The organism is Enterobacter sp. BIDMC92, assembly GCF_001030225.1.
Classification (GTDB): domain Bacteria; phylum Pseudomonadota; class Gammaproteobacteria; order Enterobacterales; family Enterobacteriaceae; genus Enterobacter; species Enterobacter sichuanensis.
The window spans coordinates 1,241,538-1,258,295 of sequence record NZ_KQ087598.1; the positions used below are offsets into that span (position 1 = coordinate 1,241,538).

The following is a 16,758-nucleotide window of genomic DNA, read 5'->3' on the forward strand; positions in this document are numbered from 1 at the left end:
TCGGGCAAAAAAATGACATGTTATGCTAACGGGTTCCTACGCCCGGTTACGAATATGCCGCAACGCAGGCACTTTACGGCCGTGATGAAGGGATGAAAAGGGATGCCCCTGAATTACATAAGGTTGCTTGCAGGTTTGCGAGGCGGCTTCCAGAAGGCCATTGCCGGGTGGCGGTTACGCCTTACCCGGCCTACGAAAACTGCAGATTGGGTCATCCACATTTATGGCCGACAGAACAAGACTGTAAAACGGTTTTTTGCCGATCGTGGGTGAATATCTGCCATTTTATTGCCGACGTACTCAGGGTAAAAATGGCCGTGGCTAGCGTGTTCTCTTCATCCGGATCGTGTGGCGAGAGACGATAAATCGGGAGCGCGGAGTCGTGCTGGTCAGAAAGAATATCCAGTGCCGCCGCACCATCAAGCTGAGATTGCGTCTCAAGCCAGGCGTTTAGCCGTGTTTGCCGTGAACGGGAACTGTCCGTGATCACCTGCTCAACCGCAGCAAGCTGAGGGTGGATAAGGTGATTAGCATGGGCGAAAACCTCCCGCGACGGCATGATGGAACAGCCTGTTCCCGTGGCTTCTACGCTAAACAGACGACGGTCTCCCCGTTGCCCCAGCGTGTGATGAAAGGCTCCGGCGCGTGGCTCTGAGGTCAGTATGGTGATGGCTTCATCCAGGGTGGCGGCATTCAGCGCTGCGCGGGCGAGTATCTGGCGCGGCATTCCGTCCGGACGGTGTACAGCGCGAATGTTATTCACCGTATTCACCACACCTTTTTCGTTTACGGCAAAGGTATGTCCGCAAATCGATCCCGGATAGGCAAAACTGGTGAACGCCAGGCCGTCATCAGGGGTGATACTGACGATGGCGCAGTCACTGCGAAGCTGAGGGAAACCGTCTTCGTTATGCGCAATAATCAGCTCCCCCTCCGCAGTGCTTCCCGCTACGGTGGTACAACCGTCAGAGGTAGAGCGCACCAAATCGCCGCGACAGTTCCAGGCAAACACCTCATCAAGCGGTGCCTCCAGCCCCCTGGCGAGTCCCTCCAGCTCCTGCCAAATCAGGGGAAACTGAGACTGGACGCGAGAGCGCATTCGCCGGGTCTGTTCTGCGTCTTTCATGGCGGTAACGGTTTGCCACAACGCCGTTTGCGTCAGTTTTGCATGCCAGGCCTCGCGGCCGAATGCGCCAAGTTCCTGACCCACCGCAAAAGCGGAACCACTAATTTCTAATTTTTTCATGGTGTTATCATTCACTTCTGTTCAGGATACATGCTGCAAAAATTCTTTCAGGCGAGGATTAGCGCTGCTGTTCAGCAGCATATCAGGTGGACCATCTTCGGCAATGGTGCCGCCATCAATAAAGATGAGCCGTGATGCCACATCGCGGGCGAAGCCGATTTCATGGGTCACTATCACCATGGTCATGCCTTCTTCGGCCAGCGAGCGCATCACTTTCAGGACCTCATGCCGTAATTCGGGATCCAGCGCTGAGGTCGGCTCATCGAACAGCATCATTTTCGGTTTCACTGCCAGAGCTCTGGCAATGGCCACGCGCTGCTGCTGACCGCCCGAGAGCTCTGATGGGTAGTGATGAGCGCGTTCGCGTAAGCCCACACGGTCCAGTAGCGCCAGTGCCTGTTCACGCGCGGCAGCTTTGCTCTGTTTGCGCACGCGAACCGGACCAAACATCACATTCTCCAGCGCCGTCAGATGGGGGAAGAGATGGAACTGCTGAAACACCATCCCGGCTTCGCGGCGGATATCGCACTCATTCGCGTGAGGATCGGTAATATGCATTCCCGCTACCAGCAGCGTGCCGGAGGAAATCTCCTCCAGCTTATTAATGCAGCGTAGCAGCGTCGATTTACCCGAACCGGAAGGACCAATGATCACCACCACTTCACCGGCTTCAATTTTTAAATTGATGTCGTGCAGCACCTGAGTGGAACCGAAGTTCTTCGACACTGCGCTAAATTCAACCATGCTCATAAAATATGGATCCTTTTCTCCAGTTGCTTCAGGAGGAAACTCAGACACAGCGTTACCAGCAGGTAAATCATTGCCACTGCGGTCCAGACTTCCAGCGCGCGGAAATTACCGGCAATAATTTCCTGCCCCTGACGCGTCAATTCCGCCACTCCAATCACAATAAACAGCGAGGTGTCTTTTATACTAATAATCCACTGATTACCTAACGCAGGGATCATACGGCGTAATGCCAGTGGCATAATGACATGCCATAGCGTGCTGCGTTGTGATAATCCCATCGCCAGGCTGGCCTCTCTGAATCCTTTATTAATTGAGAGAATCGCCCCGCGGGTGATTTCTGCAATATAAGCACCCGAGTTAATCACAATTGTCGTAATGGCTGCCGTTACCGGATCAATATGAACTGGTAACACCATGGGAAGTGCGAAGTAAATAAACATCACTTGCACCATAATCGGCGTGCCGCGGATTAACTCGACAAAGACTAACGAGACGGTTTTTGATATCTTTCCTCCAAGCGCACGGCAGGTTCCTGCCAGCAGGCCAATAACAAAACCACCCAATAAACCTGATAAAGAAATAATCAGCGTCAGCTGTAGTCCTTGCAACAACAGCGGCAGGGACTCCCAAATATATTTACTGTCGAAATTCATCATTCTACCCGTTAAGATGCAACGAGGTCGGATCGCTCCGACCTGGCGGGATTATTTTGGCTGTTTCGCAAACCACTTCACGTAGATCTTGCTGTAGGTTCCATCCGCGCGTAAGGCCTCCAGTGCAGCGTTGATCTTTGGCGTCAGGGGGCTGTTTTTCTGCATCGCAAAGCCGTAGTGCTGCGGCAGAATGCTGTCGGTCTCGCCGGTAGATTTCACTTTGCCATCACCTGCCGTTTTGACGTAATAGAGCACGTTGGGTGAGTCATGTACCACGGCATCAAGATTACCTGCCTGCAAATCAAGATAGGCGTTATCGATATTCGGGAACTCGACATAATTCGCCTTATATTTGCTTTTCATAAAACTGGCCGCCGCAGTTCCCTGCTTCAGTCCCACTTTCTTACCCGCTAAATCGCTGAATTTAGTAATGGTATTATCGCTGCTTTTAACCGCCATTAATAAATCAGCATCATAATAACCCTCGCTGAAATCAACGACCTGTTTACGCGCGTCGGTTATAGTAATCCCCGCCATTGCAACATCGAGATTACGTGATTGCAAACCGGGAATCAGTCCGCCGAAATCCATTGGGCGCAATTCGTAGCTGACATTCATCTTTTTGGCAATGGCATCCCACAAATCTATATCAAAACCGACATATTTATCGCCTTGTTTAAATTCAAAGGGTACAAAAGCGGTATCAACTCCAACCGTTAATTTATCCTGTGCGCCTGCCACAAAACTGGCGGAACAAGCGACCAGCGCTAACGTAACTTTTAATTTGGTCAGTAATCCAGACATAATAACCCTCGGCGTCAGTGAAACAGCGTGCATGAATATCATCCGGCGAAATAAAATCGACGGAGTGGGAAATAAAAATAGTGACAGGCAGGGCGCACTTTCATGCGCCAACGTTAAAACGATAGCTTATGCGGGAATAATCTCATCCCGCGTGTCGGGTACCGGCGTCTGCGCGCCGTTCATTACCATTGAGAGAAAACTGTAATAACCCGTGATTCCGATCAGATCCACCACGCCTTTTTCACCCCACAGCGCGACAGCCTGCTGCCAGGTGGCATCGCTGACCTTCTGCTCCTCCTGTAACTCCTTGCAGAAGTGATAAATTACCCATTCATCCGGTTGCAGATCTTCAGGTAGACGTTTTTCATTAATCGCCTGCACCGCTGCCGCAGAGATGCCTTTCTCGCGAGCTATTGGCGCATGAATTGCCCATTCCACAGGCTGCGACCAGTGCCGTGCGGTCATTAAAATCGCCAGCTCCGACAAACGCTGTCCCAGGGCACTGCGATAACGCAGGTATTCCCCCATGCGTTGTGCATGCGCCATCAGCTCAGGACTGCGCAGCAGCGGCTCGAAGGGAGGCAGCAGGGCACCGCGTGGCCCATTGATGATCTCTTCGGCTAAGGAACGCTGCCGATCGTCCCACTCATGCTCCGCCAGGGGCGGTAAACGATTGATCATAATTTACTCGTCTCTTCGCGAATCACGGTGTTCAGCGTGTCCACCACAAAATCAAGCTGGGCTGGGGTGATAATAAACGGTGGGGCGATCAAAATATGGTCGCCATACTGCCCGTCAATGGTTCCCCCCATCGGATAGACCATCAGTCCGCGTGACATACAGTTTGCTTTGATCGTCGCATGCAGTTTCAGAGCAGGATCGAAGGGGGTTTTATTGCCTTTATCACGGACCAGCTCAACACCCGCAAACAAGCCGCGTCCACGCGTATCACCGACGTGGGGTAATTCCCCCAGCACTTCACGCAATGCGTTGTGCAGGTAATCACCCTGTTGCCTGACCGCCTGGAGCAAATTATCGCGCGCAATCACCTGCTGCACCGCCAGGGCTGCGGAAGCGGCAGTCGCGTGACAAATGTAGGTGTGTCCGTGCTGGAACAGACCGCTGCCGGTTTGCAGCGCTGAGACAATCTTCTCGCTTGCTAGTACTGCACCAATCGGCTGATAGCCGCCCCCCAGTCCCTTCGCGATGGTCACCAAATCCGGCACCACATCATCCTGTTCAAACGCATGCAGCGTACCGGTGCGTCCCATGCCACACATGACTTCATCCGCGATGTAGAGAATGCCGTATTTATCGCACAGGTTGCGTACCCCTTTAAGATAGCCGGGAGTAGGGGGAGTGGCGCCGGTGGTGGCTCCCACCACGGTTTCTGCACAGAAACCAATAATGGTGTCGGGACCGGCCTCAATAATGGCCTGCTCCAGCTCGTTGAGCAGACGCGTGGTGTATTGCTGCTGGGTTTCGTCTGCGCGGCGGTCGCGATACTCATTGCAGGCCGAAACACGGATAACGTCGATTAACAGGGGAGCAAACTGACGGCGACGCCATTCATTGCCTCCCACCGCGAGTGCCCCAAGGGTATTGCCATGATAGCTCTGTTTACGGGCGATAAATTTGGTGCGCGACGGCTGGCCGAGCTCAACAAAATACTGACGCGCCAGCTTGAGTGCGGTTTCGACCGCTTCCGAACCGCCCGAAACGAAATAGGCGTAGTTAAGATCGCCAGGCGCCGTGCGCGTCAGCTGTTCAGCAAGTTGTTCAACGGTGTCACTGGTAAAAAAACTGGTGTGGGCATAGGCCAGTTGATCGATCTGGCGATGCATTGCCGCCAGCACATCAGGATGCGCATGACCTAAACAGGAAACGGCGGCGCCACCGCAGGCATCCAGATACTGCTTTCCCTGTGCATCAAAAATGTACGCCCCTTGCGCACGCGCCGCGACGGCGGGCGTGCTGCGTAGGCTGCGGTGAATAATATGACTCATGCTGGTCCTGCTCCTGAATACGCTGTGTTAATAAAGCGCATCTTGCAGGATTCATTTGTATCACGTCAATGCAATTTGGATTCAAATGCATTCTCTTTTCTTATGCCGGAGGCAAATGAATCATTTTTCAGGGTTTCCGGGGTACGACATAGGCACCCGAGTCGATGAGATAGCGTTCAGCATTTTCGATTTTACTCACCGCATCCCGACCATGGCGAGCCACCAGCATCGCCAGTAAACACTCGGCCAGCCCCATGCCCGAAACCACGGAAGGGAAAAACGACGGGCTGTCTGTGGAGAACAGCAGCGTGCAATCGGCAGCCTGTGCTAATGGTGAGACGGGGGAATCCGTGATGGCAACGATGGTCGCGCCCGCCTGCTGGGCCGCGCGTAAAACATCCAGCGACTCACGCGAATAGGGCGCAAAACTGGTGAGTAACAGGCAATCCTGTGCTGTTAATTCGCGGGTGAACACCTCGATGTTGCTCGCCAGACCATCAATGAGCGACACCTGCCGATTGAACAATCGATAGACATAAAACAGCGACCAGGCAATAGGAAAGCTGGCACGGAAGCCGCAAATGTAGACATTCTCCGCCGCGTCCAGCAGCGATACCGCTTGCTCCATGGCCTGATGGTTTTCATTTTGTGTAAACGCCAGATTGGCCTGATGTGCCTGAAACACCTCTTCATACAGCTGGGGTTGAGTGCCTTTGGCGATCAGTTTCTCGGCTTTGGAGACATATGTATCATTACGCAGTCCAAGCTCATCAATGAAAGCGTCCTTAAGTTCCCCCCAGCCGTTGTACCCTAATCGCTGCGCCAGTCGTAACAACGTAGCGGGTTTTACACCGGCTTCAGCGGCGAAGGCGCGCATCGATAGCACGACCAGTTGATTGGTATTCTGTAGTGAGAACTCGGCAGCGCGCTGTAATTCGGCAGACAATTCTCTGAATGTATTAACAATATTTTCCCTTGGATTCATAGCTACTATTTACGCTCTTTACGGTTAGCGTTGCTGGCGTCAGTGGACGGGACAGGGGCTTTTCCATTACATCAGGGGTTTCGAAAGACAGAAGGGAATCTACCTTAGCATTCGATAACCGTATTGTAACCCTGTTGTTGTGCTCCCTGAAGGGCATTGCCGGGTGGCGGCTACGCCTTACCCGGTCTACAAAAACCACCAACCAAACCGGCCGCTATCCCTCGCTCATCATCGCCAGAAACCGCTTCACCGTCCGCGAGCGTTCAAAGCGACGCCAGCAGAGCGCGATATCGGTATAAAGCTCCGGCGAGCTCAGCGCGTGGTAGGTGACATTCGGCGGAGAAATGGCCGCCATGGATTTCGGCACCAGCGCGAAGCCGCCACCCGCGGAAACCATGCTCAGGGAGGATGAAAGCTGTGACGACTGCAGCGCGTGCTGCACGTCAATCCCGGCCCGCTCGCAGCAGCCGTGAACCCGGTCGTACAGGCCGGGCGCGACCTCCTGCGGGAACAGCACCACCGGCGTATCCCGGAGTTGCTCCAGCGCCAGATCGCCGCACGTCGCCAGCGGATGGTCGCGATGCAGCGCCACCACCATCGGCTCCCGGTCGAGGATTTTTAACTCGAACGCCTTGCTGCTCTCGCACGGCAGGCGCACGAAGGCGATATCCAGTTCACCCTCCGCCAGCATCGTCGTCAGCGACGACATATTGGCTTCCACCTGGTGAACCTGCACCGCCATGTTCTGCACCTGATACTGGCGAATCAGGGCAAAAATTTTGGGATGAAAAGCGTCGGAGCTGGTGATGCCAATCGACAGATTGCCGTTCAGCCCGCGGGCGATGCCGCGGGCTTTCTCCAGCGCGGCGTCGCTCAGCGCCAGAATCTTACAGGCGTCCTCGTAGAAGGCTTCTCCCGCCTCGGTCAGCTCCACGCCCCGCGTCAGGCGTCTGAACAGCGGCGTGCCCACTTCCTCTTCGAGCCGTTTGATCTGCTGACTCAGAGGAGGCTGTGAAATACCCAGCGCTTCGGCCGCCCTGGTGAAGTGTCGCTCTCGTGCAACCGCGACAAAATACCGCAGATAACGAAGTTCCATATCAAAAACGTCTCAAACCACCATGGATTCTATATTGGAACTCTCTGCTGAATCGGGTCAACATTTATTTAACCTTTCTAAATAAAGTTGAAGAGGACGAGCATGATGATGCATTCATCTGCCTGCGACTGTGAGGCCAGCTTGTGCGAGACCCTGCGCGGGTTCTCCGCCCGGCATCCTGACAGCGTGATCTATCAGACATCGCTAATGAGCGCCCTGCTAAGCGGCGTGTATGAGGGGGAGACCACCATCGCCGATCTGCTGGCGCACGGTGATTTTGGGCTGGGCACCTTCAACGAGCTGGACGGCGAAATGATTGCCTTCAGCAGCCAGGTGTACCAGCTGCGCGCTGACGGCAGCGCCCGGGCCGCGAAGCCAGAGCAGAAAACGCCGTTCGCGGTGATGACCTGGTTCCAGCCCCAGTATCGGATAACCTTCAATGCGCCGGTCAGCCGTCAGCAGATCCACGACGCGATTGACCAGCAGATCCCCTCCGACAACCTGTTCTGCGCCCTGCGCATCGACGGCAACTTCCGCCACGCCCACACCCGCACCGTACCGCGCCAGACGCCGCCGTACCGCGCGATGACCGACGTGCTGGACGACCAGCCGGTGTTCCGCTTCAACCAGCGCGAAGGGGTGCTGGTCGGGTTTCGCACGCCGCAGCATATGCAGGGGATCAACGTGGCGGGTTACCACGAACATTTCATCACCGATGACCGTCAGGGCGGAGGCCATCTGCTCGACTACCAGCTGGAGAGCGGCGTGCTCACCTTCGGTGAAATTCACAAGCTGATGATTGACCTGCCTGCCGACAGCGCGTTTTTACAGGCCAACCTGCACCCCAGCGACCTCGATGCCGCGATCCGTTCCGTCGAAAACTAACAGGAGAACTACCGTGAACAGTGAGAAACAGTCACGTCAGTGGGCGCACGGCGCCGATTTGGTTGTCGGCCAGCTGGAAGCGCAGGGCGTGAAGCAGGTGTTCGGGATCCCGGGTGCGAAAATCGACAAAGTCTTTGATTCCCTGCTGGACTCGTCCATTGAAATCATCCCCGTACGTCACGAGGCCAACGCGGCGTTTATGGCGGCGGCAGTAGGGCGGTTGACCGGTAAAGCCGGGGTGGCACTGGTCACCTCCGGGCCGGGCTGCTCGAACCTGATCACCGGCATTGCCACCGCCAACAGCGAAGGCGACCCGGTGGTGGCGCTGGGCGGGGCGGTGAAGCGGGCGGATAAAGCCAAGCTGGTGCACCAGAGCATGGATACGGTCGCCATGTTCAGCCCGGTCACCAAATACGCCGTGGAAGTCAGTTCACCGGATGCGATTGCCGAAGTGGTATCGAACGCGTTTCGCGCCGCCGAGCACGGCAGGCCGGGGGGCGCGTTCGTCAGCCTGCCGCAGGATATTGTCGACCAGCCCGCTACAGGGGCAATTTTACCTGCCAGCGGCCCGGCGCTGATGGGCCCGGCGCCGGAATCCGCCATTAACGACGTGGCGAAGCTTATCGAAAAGGCCAAAAACCCGGTCATCCTGCTGGGCCTGATGGCGAGCCAGCCGGCCAACAGCGCCGCGCTGCGCAAGCTACTGGAGAAAAGCCGTATTCCGGTCACCAGCACCTATCAGGCCGCCGGGGCGGTGAACCAGGAGCACTTTACCCGCTTCGCCGGACGCGTCGGTCTGTTCAATAACCAGGCGGGCGACAGGCTGCTCCATCTGGCGGACCTGATTATCTGCATCGGCTACAGCCCGGTGGAATACGAGCCGTCGATGTGGAACAGCGGTGATGCCACGCTGGTGCACATTGACGTGCTGCCCGCCTATGAAGAGCGTAACTATGTGCCGGATCTGGAGCTGGTAGGGGACATCGCCGAAACCCTGAATCTGCTCGCAAACCGCATCGATCACAAGCTGGAGCTGAGCCAGCGAGCCTCAGAGATCCTGGTCGACCGCCAGCATCAGCGCGATCTGCTCGATCGCCGCGGCGCGTCCCTCAACCAGTTTGCCCTGCATCCGCTGCGCATCGTTCGCGCCATGCAGGACATCGTCAATAACGACGTCACGCTCACCGTGGATATGGGCAGCTTCCACATCTGGATTGCCCGCTACCTCTACAGCTTCCGGGCGCGTCAGGTGATGATCTCCAACGGTCAGCAGACCATGGGCGTCGCGCTGCCGTGGGCCATTGGCGCGTGGCTGGTCAACCCGGGGCGCAAGGTGGTCTCGGTCTCCGGTGATGGCGGCTTCCTGCAGTCGAGCATGGAGCTGGAAACTGCGGTACGTCTCAACGCCAACGTGCTGCACATCATCTGGGTGGATAACGGCTACAACATGGTCGCCATTCAGGAAGAGAAAAAGTACCAGCGTCTTTCCGGCGTCGAGTTCGGCCCGGTCGATTTCAAAGCCTATGCCGACGCCTTCGGCGCGAAGGGCTTTGCCGTGGAGAGCGCCGAGGCGCTCGAGCCGACGCTGCGTGCGGCGATGGATGTCAATGGCCCGGCCGTGGTGGCCATTCCCGTCGACTACAGCGATAACCCGCTGCTGATGGGCCAGCTCCATCTCAGCCAGATTTTGTGACTCACGATAAGGACAGAGAAATGCAAAAAGTTGCTCTCGTAACAGGCTCAGGCCAGGGGATTGGTAAAGCGATTGCGCTGCGCCTGGTGAAAGATGGCTTTGCCGTCGCCATCGCCGACTATAACGCTGAGACGGCAAGAGCCGTTGCCGACGAAATCATCCGCAACGGCGGTAACGCCGTCGCCGTGAAGGTGGATGTCTCTGACCGCGAGCAGGTATTTGCCGCGGTGGAGAAAGCCCGCACCGCGCTGGGTGGTTTCCACGTGATCGTTAACAACGCCGGGATCGCGCCGTCCACCCCGATCGAATCCATCACCCCGGAGATTGTCGATAAGGTCTACAACATTAACGTGAAAGGGGTGATCTGGGGCATTCAGGCCGCGATTGACGCGTTTCGTAAAGAGGGGCACGGCGGGAAAATCATTAACGCCTGCTCCCAGGCGGGCCACACCGGTAACCCGGAGCTGGCCGTCTACAGTTCCAGCAAGTTCGCGGTGCGCGGCTTAACCCAGACCGCCGCACGGGATCTCGCTCCGCTGGGGATCACCGTTAACGCTTACTGCCCGGGCATCGTGAAAACGCCGATGTGGGCGGAGATCGACCGTCAGGTCTCCGAGGCAGCGGGTAAACCGCTCGGCTACGGGACCGAAACCTTTGCCAAACGCATCACGCTTGGCCGCCTGTCCGAACCGGAAGATGTCGCTGCCTGCGTCTCATACCTGGCAGGACCCGATTCCGACTACATGACCGGCCAGTCACTGTTGATTGATGGTGGGATGGTGTTCAACTAAATACTCAATACTAATAAGCTCTGACATGAGTTTTCCCCTGCCCCCGCGCAGGGGCTTTTTTTTGTCTCCTCCGCCATTGTGCATTACACTGCGCGCTGCAAAACTTTAGTCATTACGATCTGACAGGCGGTAACAGCGATGAACGGAACAATCACGACGTGGTTTAAAGATAAAGGCTTTGGATTTATCAAAGATGAAAACGGCGACAACCGCTATTTTCATGTGATTAAGGTCGCCAACCCTGATCTGATTAAGAAAGATGCCGCGGTGACCTTCGAGCCGACCACCAACAACAAAGGTCTCTCCGCCTATGCGGTGAAGGTGATCCCGGAAAGCAAGCATCTCTATATTGCGGGCGAGCGCGTGAAGCTCACCTCCATCAAATCCTTCGTGGTGTTCAGCGAAGAAGAGCCCGTGGATACCAAAATTGATAAAGAGAATGCGGTGCTGTCGGTCGGGCTGCTGATGAACAGCATCAAACCGAAATCCGACAAAAAGCCGGGCGAAATGCGCACGGTGAAGAAGCTGGCGATCACCACCTTCCAGAATACGACGCTGATCTTCACCGAAGATGAGATCGACATTGATGCCACGGTGAAGCTGCTCAAGTGATTTGTTGCCGGGTGGCGGCGACGCCTTACCCGGCCTACGAAATCCGTGTGGCACTCGCCGCCGCACGGTTTACCCCATTCTGTGCTCGCCCCGCATCATCGCCTCCCGGTCAAACACCTTCTGGATCTCCCCATGCGCCATAAACGCCGCCCGGTCGGACATATGGGCAACCACGTCCGCGTCGTGGCTCACCAGCAGGTAGGTCATGCCGTGCTCGGCCTTCAGGCGGTTGAGCAGGTTCAGAATTTCCGCCTGCACCGACATATCCAGCGCCGAGGTGGGTTCATCCAGCAGCAGAAGCTGCGGGCGCAGCAGCAGCGCCCGGGCAATGGCCACGCGCTGGCGCTGGCCGCCGGAAAGCTGGTGCGGGTAGCGTTTACCCGCGTCGGCGGAAAGCCCCACCTGCTGTAGCGCATCCGCCACCTTTTCCGCAATCTGCGTTTCGCCGTGAATTGTTAACGGCTCTGAGAGGGTGCGTGCAATCGTGTGGTTTGGGTGCAGCGAGGCCCACGGATCCTGAAACACCATCTGCACGTTGCGGCGCAGCGGGCCGGTAAAACGCTGCCCAGGCCGAACCGCGTCGCCCAGCAGCGAGAGGCTTCCGCGCCACTCGCGCTGCAGCCCCGCCAGCACGCGCAGAAGGGTTGATTTCCCGCAGCCGGATTCGCCAATCAGGCTGAAGGTTTCCCCTTTTTCGACGCTAAAGCTGGCGGCGGATACCGCCGTTTTCTCCCCGAAGCTCACGTGGAGCTGATTCACCTCAACGAGCGACATTGTCGGCCTCCTTCCACGGCTGCGAACGGTCAAGCGTCGGCAGCATCTGTCCATAGGTACTGGCGTTCGGACGACAGGTCCACAGGGTGCGGGTGTACGGATGCGTTGCCTGCGGGAGCTGGCTTGCCGCCATCTCGTCGACCTTTTCGCCCTGATACATCACCAGCACCCGGTCGCAGTGCTCCGCCACCAGCGGCAGGTCGTGGCTGATTAACAGCATCGCCATCTGTCGCGCTTCGCACTGCTGCACCAGCAGCTCGAGGATCTGGTTACGCAGGCGGGCGTCCAGCGCCGACGTCGGTTCGTCGGCAATCAGCACCTGCGGGTTGTTGATCAGCGCCATCGCAATCATCACCCGCTGCCCCATGCCGCCGGAGAGTTCGCCGGGGTAACGCTGAAGCACGTGCTCATTGAGCCCGACGGCGCGGATAATGTCGTGAATACGTTCAAGGCGTTCTGAACGGGGCAGGCGCTGATGCAGGGTCAGCGCCTCTTCCAGTTGAGCGGCGACGCTTTTCACCGGGTTAAGCGCATAGCGCGGATCCTGCAGGACCATCGCTATGCCGTTGCCGCGCAGCGCCTGCCAGCGACGGCTGTTCAGGGTCAGCACATCATTGCCCAGCACGTTAAGCTGCTTAGCGCTCACGATGCCGGGCTGGCGTACCAGCCCCATCAGGGCGCGGGCAGACATGGATTTCCCCGAGCCGGATTCACCCACCAGCGCCAGCCGCTCGTTGCCTAACGTAAAGCTCAGGCCGTTGACCACGCGGGCGGCGGGGTAGTCGATATTCAGCGCATCGACGATAACGCGGTGTTCAGTCATGCTGTGGCTCCAGTACGTCGCGCAGGCCATCGCCCAGCAGGTTAAAGGCCAGGCTGGCAAACAGAATGGCCGCGCCCGGAATGGCGGCAATCCACCACTGGTCGAAAATCACCTGCATGCCGTCAGCAATCATCGCTCCCCATTCGGCCATCGGCGGACGTGCGCCGAGGCCGAGGAAGCCCAGCCCGGCGGCAGCCAGAATAATCCCTGCCAGATCCAGCGCTAAGCGCACAATCGCGGAGGGCAGACACAGGGGCAGAATATGGCCGACCAGCAGGCGCAGGCCGCGAATACCCATCATCTCCGCGGCGGCGAGGTAATCGCTGTGGCGCAGGCGTTGAATTTCACTCCGGGCCTGACGCGCATAGGCCGGCCAGGTGGTTAAGGCCAGCGCCAGCGCGCCGTTGACCAGCCCCGGGCCGAGCATCGCCACAAACGCGAAGGCGAGGATCAGGCGCGGCATCGACATCACCACGTCGGTAAAGCGCATCAGGATGCGCTCCAGCCAGCCGCCGTAGTAACCGGATAATATGCCCACCAGCAGACCGGCGGGGAGGGTGATAACGGTCACTAAAGCGACCAGCCCGAGCGCCGGGCGGGTGCCGTAAATCAGGCGCGAGAGCAGATCGCGCCCGTAGCTGTCGGTGCCCAGCCAGTGCTGAGCGTTCGGTGCCTGCAGGCGCGCGGCGGCGTCCTGCCAGTTCGGGTCCACCGGCGCAAGCCACGGCGCGAACAGGGCTGTCAGCACCAGCAGCGCGATGGCGACCAGCCCGCAAAAGGCGGCGGGGGAGCGGCGCAGGCGGCGTAAGAAAAGATAAAACGGCATCAGCGCACCCTGGGATCGGTTGCCCGCACAAGCAGGTCGGTAAGGTTATTGATCAGTACAAAACAGATACCAATCAGCAGCGTGCCGCCCATCACCGCGGTGGTGTCTCCGGCAAACAGGGCGGTGGTGAGGTAGCGCCCGATGCCCGGCCACGAGAAGACGGTTTCCGTTAACACCGCGCCTTCCAGCATGCTGGTATAGGCCAGAGCAATCACCGTCAGCAGGGTGCTGCGAATGTTCGGCAGCACGTGGCGCAGCAGAATGGTCATCTCCCCGGCGCCCTTGGCGCGGGCGAGCAGGATGTACTCTTTGTTCATCTCGCTCAGACAGGCGGAGCGCGTCAGGCGGGTAATGCTCGCCAGCGAGTAGTAGGCCAGCAGCAGCACCGGCAGCACCAGGTGGCTGACGGCATTACGAAATGCCTCCCGGTCGCCGGAAAGCCAGGTATCAATCAGCGCAAAGCCGGTGCGCGGCTCCACGGTAAACTGCCAGATGTCGTCCAGCCTGCCGGGGCCCGCGCTCCACTGCAGCTTCGCGTAGAACAGGGCCAGCATCAGCAGCCCGAGCCAGAAAATCGGCACCGAGTTACCGAGCAGGGTGAGCGTTCTGATGGCTAAATCGAGCGGCGAACCGGCGTAGCGGGCGCACAGTATCCCGGCAACGACGCCGAGCACGGTGCCGATAATCAGCGCCAGGGTGGCCAGTTCGAGCGTGGCGGGAAAGGCGTGCAGCAGATCCTGCAGCACCGGCTGTCCGGTGGCGCTGGCGGTGCCTAAATCACCGTGGGCGAGGCTCTGCAGATAGTGCCAGAACTGCACGGGAAGAGGCCGATCCAGCCCGAGCTGGTGGCGAACCTGATCGTACGTGGACTGGCTGGCGTGATCGCCGACGATCTGCAGCACGCGATCGACCGGGGAAAACGCCGAAAGCGCAAAGGTGACGAGCAGCAGCCCGAAAAGCGTCAGCAGCAGGGTCAGAAGACCCTGAAGCACGCGGGTGGAAAGATGTGGCATGGGAAATCTCTTCATGCCGGGTGGCGGCTTCGCCTTACCCGGCCTACAAAAACCGAGAACGTAGGCCGGGTAAGCGCAGCGCCACCCGGCAACAAGGGCTACTTCGTAACGCGATCGTACCAGACCATATCCGCGTTCAGCCCCTGCTGATACCCCTTCACGTTTTCGCGCACGACGATCTGGGTTTTGCCCTGGTCGACGAACACGTACGGCGAGTTGTGCTGCAGCTGTTCCTGCATTTTCTTGTACAGATCCAGACGTTTCGCCGGATCCGGCTCGGCCACCGCCGCCAGCGTGGCCTTGTTCAGCTCCGGAATTTTCCAGCCGTTCAGTCCGGCCACGGTGCTGGATTTACCGTCGTTCCACGCGAAGGCGCTGGCGTTGGAGTGCGCGTCAAAGTAGTCCGGGATCCACAGACGAATTGCCGCCTGATGCTGCTTCGCACGCACGCGGGCGTACACCTGACTCCCGGCGGCGGGCAACAGATCCACCTTCACGCCACCCTGCGCAAAGCTCGCCTGCATCGACTGCGCGATGGTGATAAACGGCGGCTTGTTCTCCACGTCCAGGGTGAAGTGGGCGTCTTTAATACCCGCTTTGGCGAGGATGGCTTTCGCTTTCGCCGGATCAAATTTAAACGGATTATCTTCCAGCGCGCCCGGCAGACCGACCGGCAGGAAGCTCTGATGGACAAAATACTGGCCTTTCAGCAGGTTTTTGGTAATGCCGTCATAGTCCACCAGCCAGCGCGCCGCTTCCCAGAAGGCCGGGTTGTTCAGCAGCGGGTTGGCGCTGTTGCCGGTGTTAAACACCAGGTAATTCTGCTCCGCAGACGGGATGCTCAGTACCTTCACGCCCGGCTTGCCGTCGAGCGCGCTGATCTGGTCTGCACCCAGATCGCGCGCCACGTCCGCGTCGCCCTGCTGGATCAGCAGGCGGCGGGAAGCCGGATCGGGAACGTTTTTAATGATGATGCTCTTAAGCTTCGGCGCGCCACCGGGCGCCGAGTCGTTGGCTTCCAGCACAATGGCCTGATGCGGCTGGTAGACGCGCATTTTGAACGCGCCGCTGCCCGCCGAGTGCATTTTCAGCCACGCGTTGCCGAAGTCGTTATCCTTCACGTTCGCTGCGACCTGCTTCTCATCGACGATGGAGGCGATCGGCGTGGAGAGAATGTTGAGTGCCACGGCAGGGCTGACGTCCGCCGTCCAGTGCAGCTGCACGGTGTGGTCATCCACTTTCTTCAGCTGGCTGGCGATGTTGCCCGCCTCCCATCCCAGCACGTTGAGAATAAAGGCCGGGGATTTGTTCAGCGTCACGGCGCGGGTATAGGAGAAGATCACGTCTTCCGGACGCAGCGGGTTGCCGGAGGCAAATCTGGCATCGGGCCTGAGTTTGATAGTCAGGGTTTTTGCTGCCGCGTCCGCCTGCCAGCTTTCTGCCAGAATCGGGGTGATTTTTTCCGGGTTGTTGCGGTCCGGCTGCACCAGGCGCTGATACAGGCTGGGCACGGTCTGGATACTGGAAAGCTCGTTGGCTTCTGCCGGGTCGAGGCTCACAATGTCATCAAGTCCCTGGGCGACAACCAGCGTATTGGGGGGTGTAGCCGCGTGAGCCGCAGCGGAAAGTGTAGCCAGCACCAGTAAAGGCAGCAGTTTTTTTGTCATAGCGATCCCTGAAGAAAATATATTGTTTGTTTTATGTTCCGCTACGTTAGGCTGGCGAAGGATATACGCAAAGTCGAAATTCTGCTTTGCTTATGCCCTCCAGGAATAATGCATGCGTTCGGGCTATTAACATA

Annotated in this window: 17 protein-coding genes; 4 read left to right on the forward strand and 13 right to left on the reverse strand. The window is 57.9% G+C overall.

Annotated features, from left to right (window positions below):
- Positions 1 to 211: 211 nt before the first annotated feature.
- The 8 genes from SP99_RS05590 to SP99_RS05625 all read right to left on the reverse strand — a co-directional run bounded on the left by SP99_RS05590 (position 212) and on the right by SP99_RS05625 (position 7,540).
- Positions 212 to 1,246: an acyl-CoA--6-aminopenicillanic acid acyl-transferase gene (locus tag SP99_RS05590; protein WP_047957966.1), complete on the reverse strand. Its 1,035-nt coding sequence runs from the start codon at positions 1,244 to 1,246 to the stop codon at positions 212 to 214.
- A gap of 21 nt (positions 1,247 to 1,267) precedes the next feature.
- On the reverse strand, positions 1,268 to 1,990 hold the full coding sequence (glnQ, locus tag SP99_RS05595; protein WP_025759696.1) for a glutamine ABC transporter ATP-binding protein GlnQ: 723 nt from the start codon (positions 1,988 to 1,990) through the stop codon (positions 1,268 to 1,270).
- Between the two features lie 2 nt (positions 1,991 to 1,992).
- Positions 1,993 to 2,649: a glutamine ABC transporter permease GlnP gene (gene glnP / locus SP99_RS05600; protein ID WP_025759694.1), complete on the reverse strand. Its 657-nt coding sequence runs from the start codon at positions 2,647 to 2,649 to the stop codon at positions 1,993 to 1,995.
- A 51-nt stretch (positions 2,650 to 2,700) separates the two neighbouring features.
- On the reverse strand, positions 2,701 to 3,453 hold the full coding sequence (gene glnH, locus SP99_RS05605; RefSeq protein WP_047957967.1) for a glutamine ABC transporter substrate-binding protein GlnH: 753 nt from the start codon (positions 3,451 to 3,453) through the stop codon (positions 2,701 to 2,703).
- Positions 3,454 to 3,579: 126 nt separating this feature from the next.
- Entirely contained in the window at positions 3,580 to 4,134 is a 555-nt protein-coding gene (locus SP99_RS05610; protein ID WP_176472018.1) for a carboxymuconolactone decarboxylase family protein, read from the reverse strand.
- A complete protein-coding gene (locus SP99_RS05615) occupies positions 4,131 to 5,459 on the reverse strand; it encodes an aspartate aminotransferase family protein (RefSeq protein ID WP_047957968.1) in 1,329 nt (442 codons plus the stop codon). Before SP99_RS05615 ends, SP99_RS05610 begins: the two co-directional genes overlap by 4 nt.
- Positions 5,460 to 5,586: 127 nt before the next feature.
- Positions 5,587 to 6,444 carry a MurR/RpiR family transcriptional regulator gene (locus SP99_RS05620; RefSeq protein WP_025759689.1) on the reverse strand — a complete coding sequence of 286 codons (858 nt, stop codon included), beginning with the start codon at positions 6,442 to 6,444 and terminating at the stop codon, positions 5,587 to 5,589.
- Between the two features lie 214 nt (positions 6,445 to 6,658).
- On the reverse strand, positions 6,659 to 7,540 hold the full coding sequence (locus tag SP99_RS05625; protein WP_047957969.1) for a LysR family transcriptional regulator: 882 nt from the start codon (positions 7,538 to 7,540) through the stop codon (positions 6,659 to 6,661).
- 105 nt (positions 7,541 to 7,645) lie between these two features.
- On the opposite strand from SP99_RS05625, the gene budA reads away from it, so the two are divergent.
- From budA to SP99_RS05645, 4 genes are all read left to right on the forward strand, one after another.
- Positions 7,646 to 8,425 (forward strand): acetolactate decarboxylase, encoded by a 780-nt coding sequence (gene budA / locus SP99_RS05630; RefSeq protein ID WP_156167814.1) that lies wholly within the window; start codon positions 7,646 to 7,648, stop codon positions 8,423 to 8,425.
- A complete protein-coding gene (alsS, locus tag SP99_RS05635; RefSeq protein WP_253940393.1) occupies positions 8,397 to 10,118 on the forward strand; it encodes an acetolactate synthase AlsS in 1,722 nt (573 codons plus the stop codon). The genes budA and alsS overlap by 29 nt, the downstream gene beginning before the upstream one ends.
- A gap of 20 nt (positions 10,119 to 10,138) precedes the next feature.
- A complete protein-coding gene (locus SP99_RS05640) occupies positions 10,139 to 10,909 on the forward strand; it encodes a (S)-acetoin forming diacetyl reductase (RefSeq protein ID WP_023618768.1) in 771 nt (256 codons plus the stop codon).
- A 138-nt stretch (positions 10,910 to 11,047) separates the two neighbouring features.
- On the forward strand, positions 11,048 to 11,521 hold the full coding sequence (locus SP99_RS05645) for a cold-shock protein (RefSeq protein ID WP_008499407.1): 474 nt from the start codon (positions 11,048 to 11,050) through the stop codon (positions 11,519 to 11,521).
- A gap of 69 nt (positions 11,522 to 11,590) precedes the next feature.
- Here SP99_RS05645 and SP99_RS05650 read toward each other — a convergent pair whose 3' ends face one another.
- The 5 genes from SP99_RS05650 to SP99_RS05670 form a co-directional block, all read right to left on the reverse strand.
- Positions 11,591 to 12,295, reverse strand: a complete 705-nt coding sequence (locus SP99_RS05650; protein WP_047957971.1) for an ABC transporter ATP-binding protein — start codon at positions 12,293 to 12,295, stop codon at positions 11,591 to 11,593.
- Positions 12,282 to 13,118 (reverse strand): ABC transporter ATP-binding protein, encoded by an 837-nt coding sequence (locus SP99_RS05655; RefSeq protein WP_047957972.1) that lies wholly within the window; start codon positions 13,116 to 13,118, stop codon positions 12,282 to 12,284. The genes SP99_RS05650 and SP99_RS05655 overlap by 14 nt, the downstream gene beginning before the upstream one ends.
- Positions 13,111 to 13,944, reverse strand: a complete 834-nt coding sequence (locus SP99_RS05660) for an ABC transporter permease (RefSeq protein WP_047957973.1) — start codon at positions 13,942 to 13,944, stop codon at positions 13,111 to 13,113. The genes SP99_RS05655 and SP99_RS05660 overlap by 8 nt, the downstream gene beginning before the upstream one ends.
- Entirely contained in the window at positions 13,944 to 14,957 is a 1,014-nt protein-coding gene (locus SP99_RS05665) for an ABC transporter permease (protein WP_047957974.1), read from the reverse strand. The genes SP99_RS05660 and SP99_RS05665 overlap by 1 nt, the downstream gene beginning before the upstream one ends.
- Positions 14,958 to 15,055: 98 nt before the next feature.
- Entirely contained in the window at positions 15,056 to 16,624 is a 1,569-nt protein-coding gene (locus SP99_RS05670) for an ABC transporter substrate-binding protein (RefSeq protein WP_047957975.1), read from the reverse strand.
- Between the last annotated feature and the right edge of the window lie 134 nt (positions 16,625 to 16,758).